The organism is Lacrimispora amygdalina, assembly GCF_900205965.1.
GTDB lineage: Bacteria > Bacillota > Clostridia > Lachnospirales > Lachnospiraceae > Lacrimispora > Lacrimispora amygdalina_A.
Map to the genome: position 1 here is coordinate 60,060 of NZ_OAOF01000015.1, position 25,269 is coordinate 85,328.

20 protein-coding genes are annotated in these 25,269 nt (G+C 41.2%); 9 read left to right on the top strand and 11 right to left on the bottom strand.

The genetic code is table 11. The annotated features are described in order from the left end of the window. The first annotated feature begins 31 nt into the window (after nucleotides 1-31). Nucleotides 32-976 (top strand): ROK family glucokinase, encoded by a 945-nt coding sequence (locus tag CRO04_RS18320; RefSeq protein ID WP_097005688.1) that lies wholly within the window; start codon nucleotides 32-34, stop codon nucleotides 974-976. 104 nt (nucleotides 977-1,080) lie between these two features. Here CRO04_RS18320 and CRO04_RS18325 read toward each other — a convergent pair whose 3' ends face one another. The 3 genes from CRO04_RS18325 to CRO04_RS18335 form a co-directional block, all read right to left on the bottom strand. Continuing rightward, on the bottom strand, nucleotides 1,081-1,263 hold the full coding sequence (locus tag CRO04_RS18325; protein WP_097005689.1) for a hypothetical protein: 183 nt from the start codon (nucleotides 1,261-1,263) through the stop codon (nucleotides 1,081-1,083). Nucleotides 1,264-1,599: 336 nt separating this feature from the next. Continuing rightward, nucleotides 1,600-2,034, bottom strand: coding sequence for a DUF3021 domain-containing protein (locus CRO04_RS18330; RefSeq protein WP_097005690.1), 435 nt, complete (start codon nucleotides 2,032-2,034; stop codon nucleotides 1,600-1,602). A gap of 11 nt (nucleotides 2,035-2,045) precedes the next feature. Continuing rightward, complete coding sequence (locus CRO04_RS18335; RefSeq protein WP_097005691.1) at nucleotides 2,046-2,480, bottom strand: LytTR family DNA-binding domain-containing protein; 435 nt, start codon at nucleotides 2,478-2,480, stop codon at nucleotides 2,046-2,048. A 407-nt stretch (nucleotides 2,481-2,887) separates the two neighbouring features. Here CRO04_RS18335 and CRO04_RS18340 point away from each other — a divergent pair, with 407 nt between their 5' ends. From CRO04_RS18340 to CRO04_RS18375, 8 genes are all read left to right on the top strand, one after another. Further along, nucleotides 2,888-4,558, top strand: a complete 1,671-nt coding sequence (locus tag CRO04_RS18340; protein ID WP_097005692.1) for a putative manganese-dependent inorganic diphosphatase — start codon at nucleotides 2,888-2,890, stop codon at nucleotides 4,556-4,558. A gap of 15 nt (nucleotides 4,559-4,573) precedes the next feature. Next, nucleotides 4,574-5,212, top strand: coding sequence for a flavin reductase family protein (locus tag CRO04_RS18345; RefSeq protein WP_097005693.1), 639 nt, complete (start codon nucleotides 4,574-4,576; stop codon nucleotides 5,210-5,212). After that, nucleotides 5,209-5,742 carry a shikimate kinase gene (locus CRO04_RS18350; protein ID WP_097005694.1) on the top strand — a complete coding sequence of 178 codons (534 nt, stop codon included), beginning with the start codon at nucleotides 5,209-5,211 and terminating at the stop codon, nucleotides 5,740-5,742. The genes CRO04_RS18345 and CRO04_RS18350 overlap by 4 nt, the downstream gene beginning before the upstream one ends. 302 nt (nucleotides 5,743-6,044) lie before the next feature. Further along, nucleotides 6,045-7,727, top strand: a complete 1,683-nt coding sequence (locus tag CRO04_RS18355; RefSeq protein ID WP_097005695.1) for a peptide ABC transporter substrate-binding protein — start codon at nucleotides 6,045-6,047, stop codon at nucleotides 7,725-7,727. 50 nt (nucleotides 7,728-7,777) lie between these two features. Next, nucleotides 7,778-8,725, top strand: coding sequence for an ABC transporter permease (locus tag CRO04_RS18360; protein ID WP_097005696.1), 948 nt, complete (start codon nucleotides 7,778-7,780; stop codon nucleotides 8,723-8,725). Continuing rightward, nucleotides 8,712-9,773, top strand: a complete 1,062-nt coding sequence (locus CRO04_RS18365) for an ABC transporter permease (protein WP_097005697.1) — start codon at nucleotides 8,712-8,714, stop codon at nucleotides 9,771-9,773. Before CRO04_RS18360 ends, CRO04_RS18365 begins: the two co-directional genes overlap by 14 nt. Before the next feature lie 10 nt (nucleotides 9,774-9,783). After that, nucleotides 9,784-10,866, top strand: a complete 1,083-nt coding sequence (locus CRO04_RS18370; RefSeq protein WP_166432611.1) for an ABC transporter ATP-binding protein — start codon at nucleotides 9,784-9,786, stop codon at nucleotides 10,864-10,866. Next, nucleotides 10,853-11,791, top strand: a complete 939-nt coding sequence (locus CRO04_RS18375; RefSeq protein ID WP_097005699.1) for an ABC transporter ATP-binding protein — start codon at nucleotides 10,853-10,855, stop codon at nucleotides 11,789-11,791. The genes CRO04_RS18370 and CRO04_RS18375 overlap by 14 nt, the downstream gene beginning before the upstream one ends. A gap of 65 nt (nucleotides 11,792-11,856) precedes the next feature. On the opposite strand, the gene CRO04_RS18380 is transcribed toward CRO04_RS18375, so the two are convergent. From CRO04_RS18380 to CRO04_RS18415, 8 genes are all read right to left on the bottom strand, one after another. Then, a complete protein-coding gene (locus tag CRO04_RS18380) occupies nucleotides 11,857-13,536 on the bottom strand; it encodes a methyl-accepting chemotaxis protein (RefSeq protein WP_097005700.1) in 1,680 nt (559 codons plus the stop codon). 357 nt (nucleotides 13,537-13,893) lie between these two features. Then, nucleotides 13,894-14,901, bottom strand: a complete 1,008-nt coding sequence (locus tag CRO04_RS18385; protein WP_097005701.1) for a hypothetical protein — start codon at nucleotides 14,899-14,901, stop codon at nucleotides 13,894-13,896. Beyond that, the gene (locus CRO04_RS18390) at nucleotides 14,894-15,520 is read right to left on the bottom strand and encodes a hypothetical protein (RefSeq protein WP_141401005.1); all 627 of its coding nucleotides are present in this window, start codon (nucleotides 15,518-15,520) and stop codon (nucleotides 14,894-14,896) included. Before CRO04_RS18390 ends, CRO04_RS18385 begins: the two co-directional genes overlap by 8 nt. Before the next feature lie 13 nt (nucleotides 15,521-15,533). Then, a complete protein-coding gene (locus tag CRO04_RS18395) occupies nucleotides 15,534-17,024 on the bottom strand; it encodes a DUF5048 domain-containing protein (protein WP_097005703.1) in 1,491 nt (496 codons plus the stop codon). A gap of 8 nt (nucleotides 17,025-17,032) precedes the next feature. After that, a complete protein-coding gene (locus tag CRO04_RS18400; RefSeq protein WP_097005704.1) occupies nucleotides 17,033-17,926 on the bottom strand; it encodes a hypothetical protein in 894 nt (297 codons plus the stop codon). A gap of 4 nt (nucleotides 17,927-17,930) precedes the next feature. Further along, on the bottom strand, nucleotides 17,931-18,998 hold the full coding sequence (locus CRO04_RS18405) for a hypothetical protein (RefSeq protein WP_097005705.1): 1,068 nt from the start codon (nucleotides 18,996-18,998) through the stop codon (nucleotides 17,931-17,933). A 36-nt stretch (nucleotides 18,999-19,034) separates the two neighbouring features. Beyond that, on the bottom strand, nucleotides 19,035-19,298 hold the full coding sequence (locus CRO04_RS18410; RefSeq protein ID WP_097005706.1) for a hypothetical protein: 264 nt from the start codon (nucleotides 19,296-19,298) through the stop codon (nucleotides 19,035-19,037). Nucleotides 19,299-19,328: 30 nt separating this feature from the next. Continuing rightward, nucleotides 19,329-25,169 carry a hypothetical protein gene (locus CRO04_RS18415; RefSeq protein WP_097005707.1) on the bottom strand — a complete coding sequence of 1,947 codons (5,841 nt, stop codon included), beginning with the start codon at nucleotides 25,167-25,169 and terminating at the stop codon, nucleotides 19,329-19,331. Nucleotides 25,170-25,269 lie beyond the last annotated feature (100 nt).

Here is a 25,269-nt window from a genome sequence, read left to right on the forward strand (position 1 = left end):
TGATACAAAAGCATAAAGGAGCGTATCGGACATGGGAAAAAAGTGTATTGGCATAGATGTGGGAGGAACATCTGTTAAGATCGGAATATTTGAAACGACAGGGGAACTTCTCCATAAATGGGAGGTTGTGACCAGAACGGAAGAGAACGGAAGATATATTTTAGATGATGTATCTGTCTCCATTCTGGAAACGCTTACGAAACTTAAACTCTCTCTGGATGAAATCAAAGGAATAGGAATGGGCGTTCCTGGTCCGGTTATGCCTGATGGATATGTGGAGGTTTGCGTAAATTTAGGCTGGCGTGATTTATATCCGGGCAGAGAGCTGAGCAGCAGGCTGGATGGAATTCCGGTTCTCTGCGGGAATGATGCCAATGTGGCAGCTCTGGGCGAGATGTGGCAGGGCGGCGCAAAAGGCTACGAAGACATTGTTATGGTCACTCTGGGCACAGGTGTTGGCGGCGGCGTAATCTTAGGTGAGAAGATTATTTCCGGCAGACACGGGCTGGCAGGGGAAATCGGTCATATTCATATTCGGGATGAAGAGACGGAGCATTGTAACTGCGGCGGTGTGGGCTGCGTGGAACAGATTGCCAGTGCGACCGGAATCGCAAGGGAAGCCAGAAGGATGATGGCTGCTTGTGAACTTCCTTCTGTATTAAGGGACTTCGGAGATGATGTGACTGCGAAGGAAGTGTTAGATGCGGCAAAGGCAGGAGATGAACTGGCAAAATCTGTGATAGACGTTGTCGGTCACTACCTGGGTCTTACGCTGGCGCAGATATCCATGGTCATTGATCCGGAGGTATTTGTGATAGGCGGAGGCGTATCAAAGGCAGGACAGTTCCTGATCAATGAGATTTTCCGTCATTATGATGCATTTACCCCAATTTCAAAAAGCAAAAGCAAGATTGTTCTTGCAACACTTGGCAATGATGCTGGTATCTTTGGTGCGGCAAGATTGATTCTTGACTGATGATCATTCATATATTTATAATGTGAAATTGAGTAGTTAGTAAAAGACCTCATTCCCCATGATAAGGGAATGGGGTTTTTTAAGGTGAAAGTAGTTTCATATCATTACTGGATTCTTTTTGATAAATTTAATAGTGACAGTCCATAAAATATAGTGGCTGTGAATACCAGAATGAAAACACTGAGCCACCATGGAACAACATAGTCACCAAAGCGGAAGGAAACTCCCATATACTCTTTAAATTCATTCAAATAACTTACTGGTATTTCTGAAAATGAAGCCTTCATAGCATCCTCCATAAGTACCTGGCGTAAGAGCGAAGCAGCGTGGGATACAGGAAACAATTTTATGACAATTTGCACGGATTTGGGCAGGTCTCCTATAGGGAGATAAATGCCTGTTAAAAATCCAATTAAGGTACCTATAATTGTGCTGGCAGTGCTGTATGCGCTGTGGCTTTTAAAAAAGGAAACAATAAAGCAGAATCACCTCCTTCGGTATTCACTTTAACAAAATAATGCAATGTCGGCAATGGATCTAAAAGTATGCTGTGAATAGGAGAAGTTAAGCTGTAAAAAAAAGATGGTAAGCTGTAAATAGCCTGCCATCTTTATAAATAAATTCTATTGTGAGCGGTAACGCTCTCTAAGACGCTGATTTAGTTTATCTGCCATTTTTTTATCTTGATATTTACAAATTAAAAAAACCATAATGTATACAATTATAAAAAGCAAAACGAATGTAAGAACTTCTTTGGTGTGGTTAAGACTGATCCAGTCCCAAAGGCAGGCAAAATACAAAACTACGGATAAAAGTACTGGCAGGTGTATTGATTTACGAATGTACATCTGCTTTTTGCTAAGTTCCTTACCCGAATAAAAAAGAAGATATGGAAGATCACTGGCAAAAGCCATCACTAGGATTCCACCTATGTCATGCAGAGAAAATCTGGCATCTGGATAAAATATCTGGCAAAATACGTACATAGAAGAAATAATCCCAGTTACTATTATGAAAAAGGAACGAAACATTGTTTTTAACAAATTTTCTGCATTCATGCTGACGCCTCCTATATTCCGAGTATTTTCTTTAAATCGCTTACATACTGCCGTGAAATAATAATTTTTTCGTTATTGGAAAGAGTAGCTTCAAAGCGTCCGCTCAGCGCGGGACTCAGCGTTTTAATTTTACTTAAATTAAGTAGTACCGATTTTGATACCCGCAGAAAGTCACTTTTTGAAAGAAAGTTATCTAATTCATATAATTTTTGTTTTGATTCAAGCACCTTATTTTTGCAATACAGGAAAGTTTTATTATCAACAACTTCAATGTAATAGATCTCTTTCGGCTGTATACGGTGAATATTATTTCCATCGTAGGCAATAAGTGTATCATGTGATTTAATCATAGCCAGTAAATGAATCAACTCCTCAGTCATCTCCCGGCACTTAATAATTATTTGGTCTTCTTCCCCATCATGTGATTCCTCAATGACAATTTTCAACTTGTTTCACCTGCCTGCAGATTTAAATTATATAATCATTTATTGTAGCATAAAGGCATCGGTATTGCTATCAGAATTCCCATAATACTCCATCTAAAGGACATACTTTTGATTTCCATCATTTGCTCTGGCAGGGAAATGTTCTCACTAAGAGCATGTTTGCGGCTGTCAGGGCTTATTTACAATTTACTAAATTATGATATAATGGGAATACTTCACAAAGAATAAACCTCGTAACATGAGGAGACCCCGGCTGCCAGGCAGTCGGGGCAATTATGAAAAATCTATGTGCAATTTGACTATTTAAGCGTTTTTTGCTGTTTGATTTCTATACAATTAGTATAAAAAACACATATGAACACAATATGAACGCTGTGTAAACAGATTATGAAATAAAGGAGGAAAGCATGGAAGAGAACCGCAGAAACAGGAAAACAATTGTAATTGGACATAAAAACCCGGATACGGATTCCATCTGTTCCGCATTCTGTTATGCTAATTTAAAAAGGCTGCTGACGAACGCAGATTATCAGCCCGGAAGAGCTGGAAGGGTTAATGAGGAAACACAGTTTGTACTTAATTATTTTGGGGTGGAAGCTCCTGAACTGATTGAAAATGTGAAGACGCAGGTGCTTGATATAGAGATTCGGGAAATAAGAGGGGTAAAGAAAAACTTATCTCTGAAAAATGCCTGGAATCTGATGCAGGAAGCCAACGTTGTGACCATTCCGGCTGTGACGGATGATGGAATGCTGGAGGGACTTATTACAGTAGGTGATATTGCCAAATCTTATATGAACGTTTATGACAGCAGTATTCTCTCAAAAGCCAATACGCAGTATGCAAATATTATGGAGACACTGGAAGGAGACATGGTAGTCGGAGATCCTGGAGATTATTTTAATAATGGTAAGGTACTGATTGCTGCAGCCAATCCGGATATGATGGAATACTATATTGCCAAGGGGGATCTGGTCATACTGGGCAACCGTTATGAATCCCAGCTTTGTGCCATTGAGATGGAAGCGGCCTGTATCATTGTCTGTGAAGGAGCAGCAGTCTCAATGACTATTAAGAAGCTGGCACAGGAACGGGGCTGTGCAGTCATGACAACTCCTTATGATACCTATACCGCCGCACGTCTGGTGAATCAGAGCATCCCCATCAGCTATTTTATGAAGACAGAAGGGCTGATTACCTTTGAAGTGGAGGATTATATTGACGATATTAAGGACGTGATGGCAAGTAAGCGTCACCGTGATTTCCCTGTTCTCGACAAAAATGGTAAATATAAGGGCATGATTTCCCGTCGGAACTTACTTGGAGCAAAGGGAAAACGGCTGATTCTGGTTGACCATAATGAGCGTTCCCAGGCCGTTGAGGGTATGGAAAGTGCTGAAGTGCTGGAGATTATTGACCATCACAGACTGGGAACGGTGGAGACCATCGCACCGGTATTCTTCCGCAACCAGCCCGTTGGCTGTACTGCTACAATCATATATCAGATGTATCAGGAAAGCCATACTGAGATTGAACCGAAAATTGCAGGTCTTTTATGCAGTGCGATTATCTCTGACACACTGCTGTTTCGTTCTCCTACCTGTACAAAGGCGGATAAGGAAGCTGCGCTCAGCCTGGCAGAGATTGCAGGAATACAGATAGAGAAGTATGCTTCATCTATGTTTGCGGCAGGAAGCAACTTAAAAGGAAAGACAGATGCTGAGATCTTTTATCAGGATTTTAAGAAGTTTACCTTTGGAAAAGTGAACTTCGGAGTGGGACAGATCAGCTCTTTAAACGCAAAAGAGCTGGAAGAATTAAAAGAAAGAATGCTTCCCTATATGAAAAAAGCAAGAGAGGAACATGGGGTAGATATGATGTTCTTTATGCTGACCAATATACTTACGGAATCTACGGTTCTGCTATGTGAGGGTCAGGGCGCAAAACAGATGATCACAACTGCATTCCGCGCAGAAGAGGCAGTGGAAAGCCAGGAAGAGCATCTGGTAAGTCTCCCGGGTGTTGTATCCAGGAAAAAGCAGCTGATTCCCGGAATTATGCTGGCAGTGCAGGAATAAGAGGAGGCCGTCTTCATGAGAGAAAAAACGAACAGAGAGCAGGGACCGGCAAAGTCAGCCGGCAAGATAGACTGGAAACCGGGTAACATGCTCTATCCCGTACCTGCAGTTATGGTAAGCTGTATGCGGGAGGGTGAAAGACCCAATATTATTACGGTGGCCTGGGCTGGGACAATCTGCTCTTCCCCGGCCATGCTGTCTGTTTCAATCAGGAAGGAGCGTTATTCCTACGATATCATTAAGGAATCAGGTGAATTTGCCGTTAATCTGGTGACAGCGGACCTGGTCCGGGCGGCGGATTACTGTGGCGTTAAATCCGGCAGAGACGTAGATAAATTTGCAGATATGAAATTAACCCCCTGTTCCTTAACGAATACCTTAGTGCCCGGAATCGCGGAAAGTCCGGTAATTCTCTCCTGCAGGGTAACGGAGATTAAGCCTCTTGGAAGTCATGATCTTTTTCTGGCTGAGGTTGTTGGAGTAACGGTGGACAGCCAGTACATGGATGAACATAATAAATTCCATTTAAACCAGTCAAAGCTGATTTCTTATTCTCATGGAGAGTATTTCGAATTGGGAAAAAAAGTGGGCAGCTTTGGTTACTCGGTGAGAAAGCCGGATAAAAAGTCAAAGGACAGGAGGAAAAGGAAATGAAAAGGAACCAGAATCTGGACAACATCACCTTAATCGGAATGCCTGCCTCTGGTAAGAGCACCGTGGGAGTTCTGTTAGCTAAGCGGCTCGGTTATTCCTTTGTTGACGTGGATATTGTAATCCAGGAGCAGGAAGGAAGACTATTAAAAGAAATAATTGCCGAAGAAGGTCAGGACGGATTTCTTGATGTGGAGAACCGGGTGAATGCAACGCTTTCCGTGCATAACAGTGTAATTGCTCCGGGAGGCAGTGTTATCTATGGAAAGGAAGCAATGGAACATCTTAAAAAAATCAGTACAGTGGTCTATTTAAAGCTCAGCTATGAGGAAGTAGAGGAACGGCTGGGCAATTTAACAGACCGTGGGGTTGTACTGAAAGAGGGGATGACATTAAAGGATCTGTACGATGAGCGTATCCCTTATTACGAGAAATATGCGGATATTACCGTGGACGAGACGGGGATTGATGCAGGGGGGATTGTAGATATTCTTAGAAGTACGCTGGAAGAACGGTACGGACTGGAAACGTAAAGAATGAAAGAAAGACGTTGAATTGATAAAATTCTTCGTCTTATTTTTTTAGTACAATCATATTTATATAGAAAAATTACAGATAATGTTAATATATTTAACTGTTTACTACTATATATAAACTAATAGATTCAAATATTAACTAATTAAACTTATTAAATAGATTAAACACTTCAAAATATTGACAAATTTCAAAAAATATCATAAGGTTATGGAAAATTATGACTAAGGCGTCTGATCAGAATATAATTCTGCCAGATGCCTTTGTTATTTTTAAATGAAAAGAATGGGGAGGTAATTAAATGAGAAAAGCCATGAAAAAACTGGTGTCACTGGGATTATCCGGATTAATGGTATGGTCATTAACCGGATGTGGGAATTCCAAACCTGCTGTTTCTTCCACCAGTGAAACGCAGGCAGCTGCTCAGACACAGGAATCTGCGGCTGCAAAAGGAAATGCATTAAATGTACATATTGATGTGGAGGTCGCTTCCATGGATCCCCAGATTGCGACGGATGGAACCTCGTTCGAGGTGATTGCGGACACGACAGATGGTCTTTATGAACTGGATGCAGACGGGAATCCAGTACCGGCTCTGGCAGAGAGTGTGGATAAGAGTGCAGATGGACTGACTCTCACCTATCATTTAAGGGATGCGAAATGGTCCAATGGAACACCTGTTACTGCCAAGGATTTTGTATTTGCCTGGAGAAGAGCAGTTAATCCGGTAACAGCAAGTGAATACGCTTTTATCGTAGGAATTGCAGGAATTAAAAATGCGGATGCGGTATCCTCTGGTGAAAAGCCACTGGAAGAACTGGGTGTTACTGCGGTTGATGATAAGACATTAAAGGTGGAACTTGATGTTCCGGTACCATTTTTTGAATCTCTGATGGCGTTCCCCACGTTCTATCCGGTGAACGAAGAATTTTTTACCAAGTGCGCAGATCAGTATGCCAGCACACCGGATACCCTGCTTTCAAATGGGCCATTTAAGATTACGGCATATGAACCGGCGGCAACTACCATTACACTGGAGAAAAATCCGGATTACTGGGATGCCGGAAAGGTAAAGCTGGATGGTATTAATTATCAGGTTATTAAAGATTCCCAGCAGGCAATGCTTGCATATCAGAACGGAGATTTAGACTTAGTTACACTTTCCGGTGAGCAGGTGGAGCAGTTCCAGGCAGATCCGGAATTTAAGAATATTATGGCAGGTTATTTATGGTATATGTCACCCAATACCAAAGTGGCAGGTCTTGAGAACCTCAATTTAAGAAAGGCTTTATCTCTCTGTTTTGATAAAGAGGCTGTTTGCTCAAATATTTTAAAGGACGGTTCTATACCTGCGTACTTTGCAGTTCCAACCCTTCTGGCAACTGGTCCCGATGGAAAGGATTACCGGGAGGATGCAGGCAGCAATTACTTTAAAACGGATAAGGCAGAAGCTTTAAAATACTGGGAAGAAGCGAAAAAAGAACTGGGAGTAGAGAGCCTGACCTACACTATGATTGTAGAGGATACGGAATCTGCTATCAATGTGGCACAGTTCCTTCAGTCAGAGATTCAGACCACACTTCCCGGAATCACCATTAACTTAGAGCAGATGCCTAAGAAAAACCGTGTAGAGCGTATGCAGGCAGGTGAATTTGAGATTGGTCTTACCCGCTGGGGACCGGACTATGCAGACCCTATGACTTATCTTGATATGTGGATTACTGACAGCCCAAACAACTATGGATTCTGGTCAAATGAAGAATATGATTCGATTATCCAGTCTGCCAAAAAAGGGGAACTTGCACTTGATCCGGCAGCAAGGTGGAAAGCTTTAATCGGTGCAGAAAAAATCGTTTGTGACAATGCAGTTATTTTTCCGGTTTACCAGAAGGGTAATGCAGTGATGCAGAAGGCCGGTGTTGAGGGTGTGGAATTCCACTCCATCGCGATCAATCGTTATTTTAAGAATACAACTAAGAAATAAGACTTTGCGGGTTTTATATTCTGGCTGCTTAAATTGGGAGGGTAACGTTTGTGAAACGATATATTGTAAAGAGAATCTGCATTTCGGCGGCAACTTTGCTGGCGATACTGCTTATTTTGTTCCTGATGCTGCAGCTGATGCCGGGTTCCCCGTTCAATGATGAAAAACTGACCCAGTCTCAGGTGGCGCTGCTGAATGCCAAATACGGTCTGGATAAACCGGTATTTATACGCTTCCTTAACTATGTAAAAAATATGCTTTCCGGTGACTTTGGGGTATCCTATACTATTTCAAAGAATACGTCGATTACCACACTTCTGGCAACAAGACTACCAATTTCCATACGAATCGGAGGGCAGGCAGTTTTACTGGGAACGCTGGTGGGACTGGTGTTGGGGCTTATAGCGGCTTTAAAGCACAATACGGTATTTGATACCATGACAACAGTCATATCGGTTCTTGGCGTCAGTCTTCCGTCATATGTGTTTGCATTGGGGCTGTCTTATACACTGGGATATCAATTCAAATGGTTTCCACTGTTGTATCAGCAGCAGGAAGCGATAAAATCCTCCATTCTTCCAACCATATCCTTAGCCATGTTTACGGTGGCAACCGTTGCCCGGTTTACAAGAACGGAAATGCTGGAGGTTCTGGGATCGGATTATATGCTTCTTGCAGAGAGTAAAGGGCTGCCGGGAGGGCGACTGATCCTGGTTCATGGGTTAAGAAATGCACTCATTCCCATAGTTACAGTTCTGGCACCCCTTGTTGTCAGCCTGATGACCGGCTCTTTGGTGGTGGAGAAGATTTTCTCTATACCGGGGATCGGAAGCCTTCTGGTTACTGCCATCCAGTCCAATGATTATAATGTGATCGTAACACTGGCTTTTATTTACAGTGCTATGTACATTGGAATCATGCTTGCTGTAGATATTTTATATGGTCTTATTGATCCCCGGATCAGGCTGGCAAAGGAGGATGATTATGAGCAGTCATAACACGGAAACAATAACATTTGAATTTAAGCCGGATGATTTTATACCGGCGGAAAATCACAGTATAGGGATCGACCGGGTTTATCCGGCACAGTCGTACTGGAAAGATGTCATCGCATCCTTTTTAAAAAACAAAGGAGCGGCAGCAGGATTTATTGCAATTGTTTTTATTATTTTCATGGCGATAGCCGGGCCGTATATGAATGGATATACATACAATGAACAGATTATAGCGAACCAGAATCTTGCGCCCAGAGTTCCCATTCTGGAACGCTTAGGAGTTATGGATGGTTCGGAAACCATGAATACTTCTACTGGTAAAGTTACGGTAAACCGGTATAAAGACCCTCAAAAGACAACCGGACTTGAGAATACTTATTACTGGTTTGGCACGGATGTACTGGGAAGAGATATATTTACCAGGACATTTATGGGAACCAGAATTTCTCTTTATATAGCGTTAGTTGCGGTTCTTGTTGACATGTGCTTTGGTATGAGCTACGGTCTGATCAGCGGATATTTCGGCGGTGCAGTGGATAATGCCATGCAGCGGTTTGCAGAGATTTTAAATGGAATTCCCACCCTTGTCATTGTTACACTTCTTATGCTGGTGTTAAAACCAGGGCTTGCAACTATTACACTGGCACTTGCCATCACTGGCTGGATTGGCATGAACCGGGTTGCAAGAGCCCAGGTGCTGAAGCTGAAGGAGCAGGAATTTATCCTTGCTTCCAGAACATTAGGTGCTGGGGATTTCTATCTGATATTTAAGGAAATACTACCCAATATTTTTGGTCAGCTGATTATTATGTCTATGTTTTCCATACCAAATGCTATTTTCACGGAGGCATTTCTGGCTTTCATCGGACTGGGAGTACCGGCACCGTTAGCGTCTCTGGGCTCCCTGATCAGTGATGCATTTAAATCCTTTACGACTCATCCGTATATGATTATATCTCCGGTGCTGGTTCTGGCAGTTATTATGCTGAGTTTTAATATGCTGGCAGATGGGCTGAGGGATGCGTTCGATCCGAAGATGAAAGAGATGTAGGGGGTAGATTATGAATAAAGATAAGGTTTTGTCAATCAGAGATTTATCCATTTCGTTTCAGACCACTGCCGGTGAAGTAAATGCTATCAGGGGAGTTGATCTGGATTTATATCAGGGCGAAACTCTTGCGATTGTAGGGGAATCAGGTTCTGGTAAATCAGTGACTGTAAAAGCAATCATGGGGATTTTAAGCGGAAATGGAAAAATAAAAAGCGGGACGATTCATTTCACCTCACGTAAAAGCGGGGAAGAGGTAAATGAGAACCTGTTGCGATTCAGCAAAAAAGAGATGCGCCGCCGCATTAACGGAAGGCGGATTGCCATGGTATTTCAGGATCCCATGACATCTTTAAACCCAACCATGACCATTGGAAGCCAGATTATGGAGGGGATGCGTTATCACTATAAAACCAGTAAAAAGGAAGCGTATGATAAGGCTGTAAGGCTTCTTGATCTGGTGGGCATAACGGAGCCGGAAAAGCGCATGAAAAGCTATCCGCACCAGCTGTCCGGAGGAATGAGACAGAGAGTTGTGATTGCAATCGCCCTGTCCTGTGATCCTGAAATATTGATCTGTGATGAGCCGACCACAGCGTTAGATGTAACCATTCAGGCTAAGATTCTGGAGTTGATTAAGGAAATCCAGGAAAAGACAGGAATTTCTGTGATCTACATCACCCATGACCTGGGTGTCGTTGCAAAGGTGGCTGATTATGTAGCAGTCATGTATGCGGGGAAAGTAGTAGAAAAAGGGCTTTCTGAAGAGATCTTTTATGATCCCAGACATCCCTATACCTGGGGGTTATTATCTGCCATGCCGGATTTAGATACGGATGATGAGGTACTTTATACCATCCCGGGAAGCCCGTTTAATCTGCTAAATAAAACAGAAGGGGATGCATTTGCAGAAAGAAACCGGTTTGCATTAAACATTGATTACAGGCTGGAACCACCGATGTTTCAGGTTACGGAAACACATTATGCAGCAACCTGGCTGCTTCACGAAAATGCGCCAGCCGTGTCAATGCCGGAGGCATTAAAGGAAAGAATTAAGAGGTTGGGGAAGGAGGTGGAATTCGGTGGAGGAAAATAAGAAACCGCTTTTGGAGGTCAAAGATTTAAAGCAGCATTTTAAGCTTGGAAGGAAGTTTTCCGTAAAAGCAGTGGATGGGGTATCTTTCCGGATCTATCCGGGTGAGACCTATGGCCTGGTAGGAGAGTCGGGAAGCGGAAAATCTACCATTGGGAGGTCTGTGATCCGTCTGTATGAACCTACATCCGGGGAGGTATGGTTTCAGGGAATAAAAATATCGGGTAGAATCTCTGCCGAAGAGACAAAGCGTTTAAGAACTAATATGCAGATGATCTTTCAAGATCCCATGGCATGTCTGAATCCCAGAAAGAAGATTCTGGATATTGTTGCCCAGGGGCTTGATATTCATCATATGTGCAGTACTCAAGAGGAGAGAGAGAAGAGGGTGTATCGGATTCTTGATATGGTGGGATTGTCCAGGGAACATGCCAATCGATATCCTCATCAGTTCTCAGGAGGACAGAGGCAGAGAATTGGAATTGCAAGAGCTCTTATTATGAAGCCGGAGCTGATTATAGCAGATGAGGCCATCAGTGCACTGGATGTTTCCATTCAGGCTCAGGTTGTGAACTTAATGAAAGAAATTCAGAAGCAGACGAAAACAGCCATATTGTTTATTGCTCATGATTTATCTATGGTTAAATATATTTCAGACAGAATTGGAGTTCTTCATCTGGGGCATTTGGTGGAAACTGGAACAACGGAAGAGATATTTTCCAAACCAGTTCACCCTTATACCAGGTCTCTGCTTTCTGCTATTCCACAGCCAGATCCTGTCTCGGAACGGAAGCGGACAGCGTATGTCTATGACGTAAAAGAATTGGGGATTGATTATATGGCAGGAGTGGAACATCACGTTGAGGGGCAGCATTATGTGCTTGGAACAGAGACTGAGGTGGAACGGTGGGTAACAGAGAGTTTTTAGATGGGAAAAGAAGAGAGGGTATCGCTCAGAATCTTAATGAGCATACCCTCTTTTAAAATATTTATTTAATCTTTAAGTTGAAATTGTTTCATCAGTGATTTAAGCATCTGAGCCTGTCCCGCCATCTCTTCGCTTGCGGCCGCACTTTCTTCGGATGTGGCGGAGTTGGTCTGTACCACGCTTGCAATCTGGTCAATGCCCTGGGTAACCTGGGTAACTGCAGTAGCCTGCTGTTCAGATGCGGTGGAAATCTGGTAAACAAGATCAGCCACTGTCTGGGACGATACAACGATGCGGTCCATGGATTCCTTGGTTTCTTTTGCAATATGATTACCGGATTCGATGGAAGCAAGAGCCCGCTCTATGAGCGCCGCAGTATTCTTAGAGGCTTCCTGACTCTTGTTGGCAAGATTGCGGACTTCATCCGCAACCACAGCAAACCCTTTGCCTGCATCACCTGCTCTTGCTGCCTCTACGGCTGCGTTCAGGGCCAGTATATTCGTCTGGAAGGCAATGTCTTCGATGGTCTTTATTACCTTGCTGATCTCAGAAGAAGCTTCGCTGATGGTATCCATTGCAGAATTTAAATGTTCCATCCGGGTTTTTCCGTATTCAACCTCTGCAGAGGTTGCCTCTACCTGGCTATTTGTCTCTTTTGCATTCTCGGCATTATGATTGATGTTGTCTGAGATATCGTTAATTGTTGCAGCCAGCTCCTGGATGGAGGAAGCCTGTTCTGTAGCTCCCTGGCTGAGAGCCTGAGCACTGCTTGCCACCTGTTCGGCACCGCTTGCTACCTGGTCGGACGCCTGGGTTATTTTACTCATGACAATATTCAGGGAATCAGTGAGCGCCTGGATGGAAAGCTGCACATTCCGAAATTCGCCTTTAAATTCTTCCGGATCATTAGGGACATCAAAATCTCCTCCAGCCATACGCTGTGTTGTTGTGGAAATATAATTCATATAGTAGGAGACTCGTTCCATCATGGTTCGCATGCTTTCAGCGAGATGTCCCAGTTCATCACTAGAGGTATATTCCAGATGACAGTCTAAATTTCCCTGCGCCATCTTGTCCGCCACGTCTCTTAATTCGTCGATTGGCTTGATAATACTGCGGGTAATGTAGAGCGCGATAAATACGGAAGCTGCGATGGAACCAAGTATGATAAGAACCATGATCATGATAAAGACATTTGTCTGAACTTCCAGCTGGTGTGACTTCGCATTGCCGTCATTGGATTTATTCGCCAGCATGGTATTGATAGTGCTTGCAATATCAGCAGCCAGTGGGGCTGCCTGACTGCGGAAGACCTTCATAGCTTCCTGGGAGGACTTGTCAGCAAGTTCTATGGTATTGCTTCGAATGCCTTCATATTTATTCATTTTTTCAGCCAGCTGGCTGTAAAGCTCTTTCTCAGCAGGTGTCTTCATACGAGTCTCCACCTGTTTCATCATCTGATTGATGGTATCAATCTGTGTGTTTAAAATCTGCTTTTGCTTATCTGTTTCCGATGCATTTTCTGAAAAGATTATGTATAAAACGGTTGCACGGTGAGCCTGGAATGCCTGTCCAAGACTTCCCACATCCCCCTGTGCAAAACCATAATCCTGGAGTTCGGCCTGATACTCCTGATTAACGGTGTGAATAAGCAGGATTCCTATGGTTCCTGCAAGACCTGAAAATAATACCACAATGAGAAATGTGATTAATAACCTTTTACCAACTTTTAATTTTTTCAGCATGTGTTGTCCTTCCTTATTTTATCTTTTTTATTTTGATAATGATTCTTTAAACGATGCTAAAATTATTACATTATACCAGTATTATACATTATTAGGAATAAATAGTAATATCCAATAAATGGTATTATTGCAATATTATAGTTGGTTTATTGACATTAGTCAAGAACAGCAATAATTATGTTCCAATTAGTACAGCTAATGACAATTATTCTACTCAATGTTCTATTATTTTTAGATAGATTCAGATGATTTTTTAGGGTAAATAATATGTTTACATTTGAAGATGTGGTTTCAAAAAAAGTTTCTATTAAAACTGAATTTAGTATTCATAATCTGTATAAATTCATAATATCCTCCTTACGACAACCAGATTCTGTATATCCAACCGCTCCATGAACCATAATTTATGCTTGTCCAATATTTTCCATCATTCCCATCATAATAATATTGACCTTCAATAACAAATTTTATACGAGGGGCTGTTGTTAAAGATATATTAGATAGATTGATGCTTATAGTACGAGATACATTATTTGATAATTCAGCGGAATTAGATTGGGCTATTAACTGACCAGCGGAATTTCTTACAATAAACGCCATAGATAAATTTGCCGTTGGGCGCTTTAGGGTTAAAGTCTCATAGTAGATTTCTGCATTTATATAATTGTATGCATTGAAATTAATAGCACCAGGATCAACTAATTCAACAGTATCCCCAGCAATCCTTATTCCTCCTGATTCGAACGACCTTTTTCCAGAACTACCAAATGTAAAACCGGCTATGTTATTTCCTCTATAATATAAGTCATTTGGGGCAGGAACATATCCCTCCCAAGTTCCAACAACGCCAAAAACATTAGCACCTTTCTTAATATTTGCTGGTATAAAAGCCGCATCATATGACCTTATCCAATTAACACCATTTAAGTAATGTCCATTTCTAACACCGAAAAAAAGATTTCCATCACCCCATGTAGTTCTATTTGTAGACCAAACCTGGTCAGAGGATGCATCACCACTTTGTAATGGAATGCTGCCTGTTACTTTATTTCCATTTACCCAGGCAGTTTGTCCGCTTAATATCTGACCTGCAGAAGCTGTTCCAGATGTCTGGCTCGCCAGACTATTTGCCCCCACCGAGAAATCCTGTGCATGATATCCTTTTTTAATCATAAACGAACTTCCTGCATTAAGGCTCTGGTTCCCAGTAGCCCCATTATTTGCCATTGTACCCGTACCAATTTCGTCCCCGGTATCCACTCCCACATATGTTTTTCCGCTTAATACATTTTCTTTCGCAGCGGAGACTTCATCGGAACCAATTCCGCCGCCGCCGCCAATATTTGTTACACCGCATTTAGCCATTCTTTCTCACCACCTCTATATTCCTGATATTTAATGCACTTTTTGGAAGTTTACTCGCCTGCAGAACAAGATTACCTTCCCCGGTATTGTCTTTTACCACTATAAATGCTTTTGCCGCCGCAACCATACTGTCGGAACTAAAGTAAACATTCACCTGATCATTTTCATAAATTTTATCCGATTTAAACGTATAGGTCAGATCACTGCTCCATGCCGTTACTGGAATCGATAAATTGGAGGCAATTGAGACGCCCGTCAAATAATCCATTTTTTCTGCGGAATAAGAATTCAGCTTTTTCTCTTCCTCAGACGGATTATCATTTATACCTACCGTTTTCTGTGCAACGTCCTGTATCATTGCATTTACATCATCTTTAAAGAACTTTTGCGTTGCTTTTACTCCATCCAGCAGCACATTGAATTTGTCTGCATTAAAAAGAGACTTTTTCAGATTAGGATACTTCTCATTAATTGCTGCCATTGCATCTACATCATTATTAATCCAAGCTTCGTTGTACTGCTCAATTACAGGACGCATTGTTGCAGATACATCCTGCATGCCCGGTAAGTCACATATTTCCTCCGGAAAACTGCTGTGGGGATATTCTGGATAGCTCATTAAAAAACTCCTTTCATTTATTATGATAGACATAAGAAAAACTCTCCAGAAAACGATAGAGAGTCATATTCATAGTCCCGTCACCTGTGGACCAGCTTATGTTTTTAACTATGTATTGACTGGTTACATGATTATATTTGGGTGTATATTCAATTTTTGTGTTAACCTCAAGCCAGGGAATTACCAGGGAAGTTAATTGAATGGTGTCCTTCATAGCGGTGGACTGGTAGGTCAGATACTGTGCCTGATTATAACAGGCGGCATCGTCACTTAAAGTACTGTAATCCAGAGATTGGGGGATTTCATAGCCTAAGTTTGTCACCGAAAAAGGACATTCTCTGGACGTTTCCACATATTTACCGTAACACTGAAACTGCCCCAGTAAATAAAGTGCTCCCGGCATTGTATCTGATTCTGTAAATCTTCGGTATCGGAAGACATAAACTGTATTTCTTTTCAAAGTACCCGCTTTTAATGGATTACCATCCCCATCATAGATAGGAATCGCGGGAGAAAAACTGTTTATGGTAAAACGGGGGGCATCAGAATGCTCTTCAGTGACTTTAAAAGCAAGCTGGGTTAAATTATCCACATCCTGCCATGAGTTCCAGGAATCATAATGTACATCATATACCTGATTTTTATAAGTTGAGGTATCCGCATACCGGTCTTTATTCTCCAATTCAAGCACTTTTCCCCACACTTCAGTGACATTGTAAATCTCATCGAACTTCATATCAGCATTTTCGTTTATAATAAGACTGTCAAGAAGTGAATCGTTTAAAACGACAGGCTCGTCTATGCAGGTGGGGATTTTTCTCCAGATAAACGTTCCGTCTGCATCAAAATAAAATTCCCAGGAGTCATATAGATCCCGAATCTTAGTCCAGATATCTGCATAGGTTGAGCCTGTTTCAAAGGTTAAGTCATAGGGAACCGGCTTTTTAATGTCTTCGATAATATAGTTCTCAATTCCGGCTTCTTTAACAATTGCAAGGACTGATGATCGGATATCTTCTCCGGCAGGGATCGTAAGCGACTGGGCTGCAAAAGCAGGTGGATTATTAGAGGATCCATATCCGCCAAGACGTCCGTTTAATGTTCCGTCATATTGAGCCATTAAGTCCGCACAGGTAACAGAGAGTCTTTTTTCTTGTAAGGAAAATGTATACTTCATGCTAACATAGCAGAAAACGCCGAGAAGGTACCATTTGATTTCATTGGTGCGCAGTGATTTGATACCATAATAGACCCGTATCCGTTTGTCCATCCAGATTTTTTTATCCTTTCCTATAGTAAAGGAAGAGTTTAAAATAATTAAATCAAAGCTGTAACTCCTCCTCTGGATGGATTCATTGTCCTGGCTATAGTTGTCTGATATGATCTGACCTTCCAGGGAGTCCAGGATTTTGTAGGAGGAATTAAGCAGCTCCGCTTTCAAAAAGATTTCCTGGGTTCCCTGCTTTAACAGGCTGATATCTGATTGTGTTACCTGATATTTCATATTTTCACCTACCTGTCAATGTCAGCGTCAATAAAGCCGTTGTCGTACAAATCACCGGTGTCATAAGCATTGCCGCATTCTGCAACACTGAACTTGGTTATTACGTGTTCATAATGATCAGAATCTTCGGTAATGTCGTTGCTGGTAACGGCAATCATATAGATATTTCCCAAATAATCCTTGAGAATTTTCGGCTTGCCGTTTGTGAGAAAATCGTAAATACCATTCCGGTAATCCCATGAGGTATGAATCTGCCAGTCATCATCTTTTAATTCAATAAAGGTGCAGGAAATATCTCCTGCGTAATAACGGATTCGCCCGCCTTTGATTATCACCGGCTTTTCGCGGCCCAATAGTTCAATCAGGCTGGTTTTCTGAGTCAATTTCTTTTCAAAGCCTGTGTCCAGGATCATTGGGTAGGATAAGTCCTTTTCACAGATAAAATAAGAATCAAATGATGATTCAATCTGATTAGTAATATAGCTGTTTTCGCCCCCTGAAATCACGGGAACGTAGGCGTACTCCACAGTGCCCGCAGGCTCATAATAGTCCATGAGCTCAATTTTAAAATCTTCATTGGAGGTTATGGGTTTTTCATATATAGTTTTGAATTTTTTATCTCCCTTTACCTTCTTCTTAATCCGTACTGACTCCACAATACTTTCTGTAAAACTGACGTTTCCACCGTATAAGTTATCCTGGAATAAAGCGTGCAGTCTGGTATCAAACCCCCATTCAGCAGGGATTTCATGTTCGTTATCTGTCAGGCTAATTATTTTTACAGTGGAGTATATCTCATCAAATACTGCATCTGCTATGGTTAAATCGGTCACATCACAGGAAGAGACAAGGGACGAAGTCAGGGATTCCTTACTGGAAGCAAATGAACTTCCTAAAAACATTGGATCACCGCCTTTCTGTTTGATTTATCAGACCGGCATTTATTTCATAAGCATTGCCGATCCGGTTTATGCACAGTAAAAACTGTTGGTTCGTATCTAGGAAGGATACATAGTTGCTGAACAGGATATATTTGATTCCGGAGGTCTCTGCCTCAAGTTCAAAAAATGCTTTTTTCCCGTTGGAATCGGATAAAGTTCCTTCCCGGTAATAAATATTTACATAAGATTGCCTGCCATCGGTAAAACGAATGATTCTCGCGTTACGATCAGGCTTATAAAAAAGAAAGGCCTTGGTAAAATCACCTTTTACCTCAAAACCTGCATCATAAGTAACGGAATTATTTCTTAGGTCTGCATATTCATGTCCGATATAGGTAACTTCCTTTTCGGGTATTCCGATGGTTGAAGTGATATTACTTTTAATTTCAATAGCACCCAGCTCTGCGCGGTTATTTAACTCCAACGGGTTAAATATCTGTGCTTCTGTATAGGACACGGTAAACAGAATATAGCCGGTATCTAATGTCATATTGTGGACTGTTTTTCCCGTTGCCCGTATGTAGTACTGCTTTGCATTCTCAAGACCTGAGATCAGATAAGTAAGGCTGTCTGTGTTATACAGGTTACCAGAAGATGAAAGCTCCGTTTTCTGATAGGTGTAAAGGGTTATGTTATAATAATCCAAAAGTTCATTTTGTGCCTGGGTATAGGCGAGTTCTACTTGGTAGGCTGAGGTCTTTATCGTGTCACCAGGTTTCAGTGACAGTTGAAACTGAGGTGTCTGGTAACAGTAAAAGGGGGTGCCAATGCCTGGAAATGAAGATTCTGTTCCGTCAGCATCAATTACTGAAAGATAGGCTATATAGTACCCCCCGTTTTGTAAGTCTGAATCAGGCGGCAGAAGGTAACTCTGCTTCATGGTGCTTATGGTCTGGTCATACACCACGTTTTCGGTGGCATTGTCTTTAATCATACAGCGGACTTTAAATATCTGGTTTCCCTGCCATGTGAAGTTGATTGTGGTTCCTGCAGAGGAATCAAAAGGTTCTATTGGGTGAATGATTGCATGCATATGAAACTCCTTTTCTTTAAATGCAAATGCGGCTTTTTAGTTTGTTTCTGACAATTGGACATACAGGGAATTCCAGTCATTGCAGGGAGCACATACCCATACGGCATCGTTAAGGTTAACCGGATTTTGGCATCTGGCCGTATAGGTTTTGTTTTTATAAGAAATGGTGCATTTCCCGTCTTTTACTGTACCAATGACCTGGGCACGGAATGTGCGGTCATATTTCAGATTTTCTGTGGCGGCGGTGACAAGGTAACTGAGATCCTCTGCCAGTTTTTTATATACGTCCTGTAGATTCATTGTTTTCCTTCCTTTCCAGGGTCAAAAACATCAGCGTTTCCCTGTTTGCTGAATAATAGCACTTTTTAATCCTCCATTCAGGATTCCTTTTGCCAGTTCATCAGGATTGCTGCATTCATTAATATGAATATCCCCGAATTTAAAGCTCGTACTTGTCTGATCTGGCTTAGTTCCGGCATCCATGATAAATGTGCCGGCTTCAGGATTGAAGTTCCAGGCCTGCTCTAAATTGGACAACAGCATATCCTGCTGTTCCGTATTGAATACGGCCTCATTTCTGTGGAGAATAGATGCAAATTCATCAGAATCCATGGGTTTCAGCCCTAAAAGTTTCATCTTGGTTTCCCTGGCAGAAGCGGAAGTCACGCCGACCAGCCCTTTGGAGATCCCGTCTTTACGTGTATCACCGGGTCCACCTTTTACATAATCGCCGCCCATATAGGGTTCACCATCTGAGTGACCGGAATCCTCATCATCTTCGCTGTCTTCCGATGACTCTAAATTGTCCCGGACATCTTTTAAAACACGAAGCATGGAGGCAATATTATCGGTCAGCTGTTGCCAGCTTGAAGTATATTCTGATATGGTGCCATAATTTTTGTTGTATTGTTCCAATGATTTTATAAGTTCTGTGGCTGAATCTTGTAATCCCTGTCGGAATCCGGCAAGAATACTTAATCCATCCGCATTTGTACCTTTTATGGAGGCGTAGTAATCATATAAATTCTGTAGATTTTCTGATGAGGACATTTTTTGATTCAGCTGAGATAATAAATTGTTGATTCCAGCCAATGCCTGATTGTAGGTTAATGTACCTTCTTTATAGGAGGTAATGTAGTTATCCAAAAGGGTATAAATCTTCTCTGTACTATCAATCTGTTCTTTATAAGCGCTAATCTGCTGCGTAATTTCGGTATAAAGACCATTTAAATTCTGATAGAGGCTGTCATCCTTTCCGGAAAGTATTTTATCTTTCCATCCAGTGCCAAGAATTTCATCGGCTTTTGCATCGTTTTGAGCCTGTGTGATTTTGGCATTAATTTCGGACCATTTGTCTGATATTTTTTGAAGGGAGTCGATTTGATCCTGATAAGTATCATTTAGTCCGTCCAGAGTCTCCTGTAGAGAATCAATCTGAGACTGGATTTCGCTGGTCCCTAAATCGAATTTGGCATCCTGTACCGCTTCTTTAGCAGCCCGCAGCTTATCCGCATCCTGTTCATAGACAACTTCTCCATTGCGGATGACCTTTTCTGTTGCCTGTTGGTTGGCTTTTTGCAGATCGTAGAGTGACTGTTCATATTTTTGCTGCAGTTTAAGTTTATCGTTTTGTTTGTTTAATAAATCTAATTTATCCTGAAGTGATTTTTTAGATGTTTCATATTCTTCATTTACTGCATCTTTTTGCTTGTTTATGGACGCAATTTGTTCATCAATAGCGCCAGTTACTGCATTAATTGCAGTATCATAATCACTTTTTAAGGCTTCCAGTCCGTCAGTAATATTTTTCAGATCAGAGGATGCGCCAGAAAGTTTTTCTAAAGGCATTTTTAACAGTTCTTCGTTCCATTTATGAAGATTTTGAACCATGGAAGACATTTCAGAGTTCACGTTCTGCAGCTTTCCGTAAAGCTCGTTCCAGTTGTCAGAACCGGCTTCATAATTGTCCATGGCCCTTTCAATCAGATCCCCTTGTACTTTGAGCTGATCAGATAGTGTCAGCCCGTTTGAGATAAGTCCCTGGTAATAGCCGGAGTCAGCTTTTTTGCCGGAAGATTCCATTTCACTGGCCCAGTTTTCCATGGCAGACTGGATATCCTTATACATGGTTCCAACAGTTTCCAGGTGTTCAATTGGAAGCTTTATGAGCTGGAAGTTATATTCTTCCTGTGCCTTTTTTAAGTCATACAAAGAAGACTCAGTTTTGTTTATGTCCTCTTTCAGCTTTAAATAGGATTCTGAGTTCTCTGAATTCAGGTCCTGATTCAGTATTTCCTGCAACTCTTTTCGCTTATTGGCAAGTATCTCGTTAGTGACGAGTTCCTCCTGACCTGATAAATTCATCAGCTTTTTATAAAGGGAGGAATCTACAACCTCACCGGAAGATTTTATGTAAGCAATTTGTTTTTCAATGAGAGAGCTGGAATTTTTAATCTGTTCATTTTCTGCTTCAAGTGCTGCGAAACGATTTTCGTAGCAGGCCATAAAGTCTTCTGTGTAGGCTTTATTCAGTTCATTTACTTTATTTTTTGAAGCAGTGAGTTTATCGTAGGCAGAAATGGCTTTATTGATAACCTCTGCTTCTTTGCCGGAAACCTGGTCGATGGATAAGCTGCCGTTTTCGATTTTAGATCTATATTCAGGGTTTAAAGCAGCTACTGTATCTTCGTACTGTTTCTTGTATTGAGTTGTAATTTCTTTTTGCTTATCCAGTGAAAGTTTGTCTGCATCAACCAACTGGTCAAGAAGGCTTTGTTTGGATGCGGACCAGGTTCCCCCCTGTATGGTTTTATAGAATTCCTCCATGGACATACCGGACTGCTGGGCCATTTCCTTCAGTTCATTTAACTGTTCTATGGAAGGCGCGGTTGTGGAATTAAGTATGTCTTTTGCGTGGTTAAAATCTTTTTCAGAGACTCCAAGGTAGTTAATATTACTGTCTGATGCCGCGTCTTTTAATCTGCTTCGGGCTTCGTCCAGGAGTTTTTCTTCCCGTTCAATCCAGTTGATTTCCTGGGGGGGCTGTGAAGAAGAGCTGTTATTGGAACCGGATATGCCTGGTACGCTTTTTGGAGAAGCTTTTGGAATTTCAGGAACAATTATCTGTGCCTCTGCAGCATTGTCTAGTTTCTTTACATTCTCGTTATATTTAGAAACTTCTTTATCAAGAGTCTGTCCCTGTATTTTCGAGTATTTATTTCTCATTTCCTCTTTAACAGAGATTGTATTATCTTTATTTACAGTAATATATTTATCATATAACTCATCAGGTGTAGGAGCATTTTCACCGGAGCCTCCTAAAATATTAGATAGTTTATTTTTAAAACCAGTGTTAATTCCAGATTTCGCCCGAACGAGATTATTCCAGTTTCTTAAATCATCCCCATAAGCCTTTGCCAGATCTTCAAATAAACGTTGATTACGATCCCGTACAACGGAGAAAAAGCTTTCATCAAATTGCAGTTTATAAACAATGTTTAACCGATAAGCTTCTGAGTCATCAGCATAGGCATCCTCAAGCTGTTTGATTAGATCGTCATAATGTATGGCACCCTGGCTGTATTCAAGCACAGCACCGGATAACTGAGGAAATTTTTTGGTGATAGCATCTAAACTGCTGGCTCCAACATTTTTGGTATCAGCAAATTCCTGTTTAACGGATCCAATAAGCTTAGCAGTATTTTCCATACCTGATGTTAAATCAGAACTTGTGACATAGTCTTTTGAGAACTCTATTAAGTTATGAAAGGCATCTTCTGCACTGACTCCGGTTTCTTTCATGATTTTATTTAAATCTTCGAATGAAGAGATTGAGTTTTGATTTAAATCACCGGAATTTAAGAAGTTTATGTACTCCTCCAGCTTGCCTGCACTGATCTCGGATAAAGCATTTTTAAAATTTTCGTTTTTTTGGTCACCGATTTCTTTTTCAAACTCTAAGTTGAAGGCGGAAATAAAATCTTCTGGTGACATATCACTTTTCACTAATAGATTTGCTTTTATGTCTGCTGTGGTAAGCCCGCCATCAGCTGCCTGTTTGATCAATTCATCAATTTGATCTTTATCTGTATCTAAATCCAGACTTACTTTTAATGGAAAGACAGGTTCAGATGAACCAAATTCCCGAGTAAAATCATCCAAACTTTGCTGTGCCTGGTTAATTAAGTCTTTATTTTTATCTGGGTCAAGGGCGGCAAGGTTTTCTTGTATCTCGGGCACTGATTTTTTAATATCGTTTTTCAGCTTTTCTAACTCAGTTTCAATGCCGGATTTCTGCATATTCAGTGATGTGAGTTTTTGATAGTCCCCAGTAGATTTTTGTTCGGTATTATCCAGCTGGGTTTTCTGCTTGATCACATCTTCATACAAACGCTCTAATTCCTGATAATCAGCAATTTCATCCTTTAGCCGATCTAAAGGGGTCGAATTTTTATTTCTCATATCTGGTGATTTGTATGATTCCATAGTATCATCAGGTAAATAAACATCATCCATCCCTTTAAACTTTTTATAGCCTTGTTTAGAATTAAAATAATCCTCTGATTTCTTATTAGAGTCTTCTGCTGCAATATTTTCAAGAGCCTTCTTAATTTTAAGCTGATTTTCCAACTCTTCGTTGGTTGCCGTCAGATTTTTTAAATCTTCTTGTTCTACGAGAGTAAGACTGTCTTTGGATTTTAAATCATTGATCCGCTGGCTGGTAGTCTGCAGCTTGCTGTTAAGACCATCAACATCTGATTGAATGTCTGCCAGTTCCTGTTTAGCATTTGCAGCTGCTTCTGCAGCGATATCTGTTTGATGCTGTTGATTGTATATGGCTTTTCCAAGGGCTTCGATCCCCATTGTAACTAATTGCATTCCAATGGCAGAAACTGCATTAAATGCCAGATTCAGCATGATGGTTTTAGCTCTTAACAGGTCTGTTTGTACTCCGGTCTCTTTTAAGTGTTTTCGATAACCTTCTAATGAAGGAGGATCCTCATTTGTACAGGTATCAAGGTAATTTCTTAAATTTTCGTGATTTTCTGCAACTGCAGATGATAAGGAATGAAAACCGTATTGGGACTTAATCAGCTTTTCTTCCAGTTCATCAACCGATTTGGATATATCCTTAAAATCCGAGGCTGAATTCATTAACCCCTTTATATCAAAGGCTGCAGCTCCTGATTTTGTTTCATTGCCAGTGGTATTTTCGCTCTTTGTTGTCATCTGTAGATCCACAGTTGCAGCGAGAGCAGGAGAAGTGCTGATTTCTGCAATCTTTTGAGGAATCTGATCTAAATACTGATAAAGTGTTTTAACGCTCAGTATAGTTTGAAACAGGAAGCTGCTCCCGCTTGAATCCGCATTCATCAGGGAATAGACAAAACTATCCCATGCATTTTGCATAGATATCAGCCGGTTTTCCCAGGTAATGGTGCTGTTCGCAAAAAGGCTGTCCATGGATTGGAATACATGTACCAGCTGTTCTTCCTGATCAGATATGGTAGCCTGACCGTTTTTTAAAACAGCCAGAACGCCTTCCAGATACTCTTTGATACTTTTTCCATAATTGCCGGCCGCCTGAAGCGATGCTTCACTTAATTTCTGGACATCCTCTGTAGCAATACCACTAAGCTCAGAAATCTCATTAAAAAGCGACGTGATTTCCCTGGAAGTGTTCATTGACTTTCTGAATTTAATTATTCCAGAAACAGCCAGGTCAAATCCAGCTGTAACCATGGCTAAATTCTTCAAAATACCACTGAAATCCATATGAAACTGATCATGCTTCAATTCTATTTTGGGTAAAACCACATAGCGTTCCAATGTGTCAGTGATATTCTGAGCCACTTTTTGCGCTGCAAGTTTCATTCCAAGATTGTTGATTTTTATATCTTTGAGTGTAACATTTTGCAGTGCGCTATCTATTTCTTTTCTGATACTGCGGACGTCAACGGTAGTCTTCAGTTTAATTGCTTTAACTTTCTTTTCCAGTTCTTCAATGGAAGTATTTAGCTCGTTTTTGCTCTCTCCCTTATCAAGAACTGCCATCAGGTGAAGCTGGCTGATGGTTTTTTCTAATGCTTTAATATCCTGATTGATTTGCTTTGTACTCTTTTCTTTTTCCAAAGCGGCTGTAAGTTTGATCATAGAATCATTGTCTGCCATATGTTATCCTCTTAATAGTTAGGTGGGAGATTAGGGGTTGCTTATAGGAAAACGAAAAAAACAGGGAATAACGATTGTATGGTACTTCGTTATTCCCTGA

What these genes read in the sequence shown, in the direction of transcription:
- CRO04_RS18340 (WP_097005692.1), top strand. Translation starts at nt 2,888, where the DNA reads ATGGAAGAGAACCGCAGAAACAGGAAAACAATTGTAATTGGACATAAA.
- CRO04_RS18400 (WP_097005704.1), bottom strand. Translation starts at nt 17,926, where the DNA reads ATGTTTTTAGGAAGTTCATTTGCTTCCAGTAAGGAATCCCTGACTTCG.
- CRO04_RS18350 (WP_097005694.1), top strand. Translation starts at nt 5,209, where the DNA reads ATGAAAAGGAACCAGAATCTGGACAACATCACCTTAATCGGAATGCCT.
- CRO04_RS18415 (WP_097005707.1), bottom strand. Translation starts at nt 25,169, where the DNA reads ATGGCAGACAATGATTCTATGATCAAACTTACAGCCGCTTTGGAAAAA.
- CRO04_RS18355 (WP_097005695.1), top strand. Translation starts at nt 6,045, where the DNA reads ATGAGAAAAGCCATGAAAAAACTGGTGTCACTGGGATTATCCGGATTA.
- CRO04_RS18395 (WP_097005703.1), bottom strand. Translation starts at nt 17,024, where the DNA reads ATGAAATATCAGGTAACACAATCAGATATCAGCCTGTTAAAGCAGGGA.
- CRO04_RS18370 (WP_166432611.1), top strand. Translation starts at nt 9,784, where the DNA reads ATGAATAAAGATAAGGTTTTGTCAATCAGAGATTTATCCATTTCGTTT.
- CRO04_RS18410 (WP_097005706.1), bottom strand. Translation starts at nt 19,298, where the DNA reads ATGAATCTACAGGACGTATATAAAAAACTGGCAGAGGATCTCAGTTAC.
- CRO04_RS18330 (WP_097005690.1), bottom strand. Translation starts at nt 2,034, where the DNA reads ATGAATGCAGAAAATTTGTTAAAAACAATGTTTCGTTCCTTTTTCATA.
- CRO04_RS18365 (WP_097005697.1), top strand. Translation starts at nt 8,712, where the DNA reads ATGAGCAGTCATAACACGGAAACAATAACATTTGAATTTAAGCCGGAT.
- CRO04_RS18390 (WP_141401005.1), bottom strand. Translation starts at nt 15,520, where the DNA reads ATGAGCTATCCAGAATATCCCCACAGCAGTTTTCCGGAGGAAATATGT.
- CRO04_RS18385 (WP_097005701.1), bottom strand. Translation starts at nt 14,901, where the DNA reads ATGGCTAAATGCGGTGTAACAAATATTGGCGGCGGCGGCGGAATTGGT.
- CRO04_RS18380 (WP_097005700.1), bottom strand. Translation starts at nt 13,536, where the DNA reads ATGCTGAAAAAATTAAAAGTTGGTAAAAGGTTATTAATCACATTTCTC.
- CRO04_RS18325 (WP_097005689.1), bottom strand. Translation starts at nt 1,263, where the DNA reads ATGAAGGCTTCATTTTCAGAAATACCAGTAAGTTATTTGAATGAATTT.
- CRO04_RS18320 (WP_097005688.1), top strand. Translation starts at nt 32, where the DNA reads ATGGGAAAAAAGTGTATTGGCATAGATGTGGGAGGAACATCTGTTAAG.
- CRO04_RS18405 (WP_097005705.1), bottom strand. Translation starts at nt 18,998, where the DNA reads ATGCATGCAATCATTCACCCAATAGAACCTTTTGATTCCTCTGCAGGA.
- CRO04_RS18345 (WP_097005693.1), top strand. Translation starts at nt 4,574, where the DNA reads ATGAGAGAAAAAACGAACAGAGAGCAGGGACCGGCAAAGTCAGCCGGC.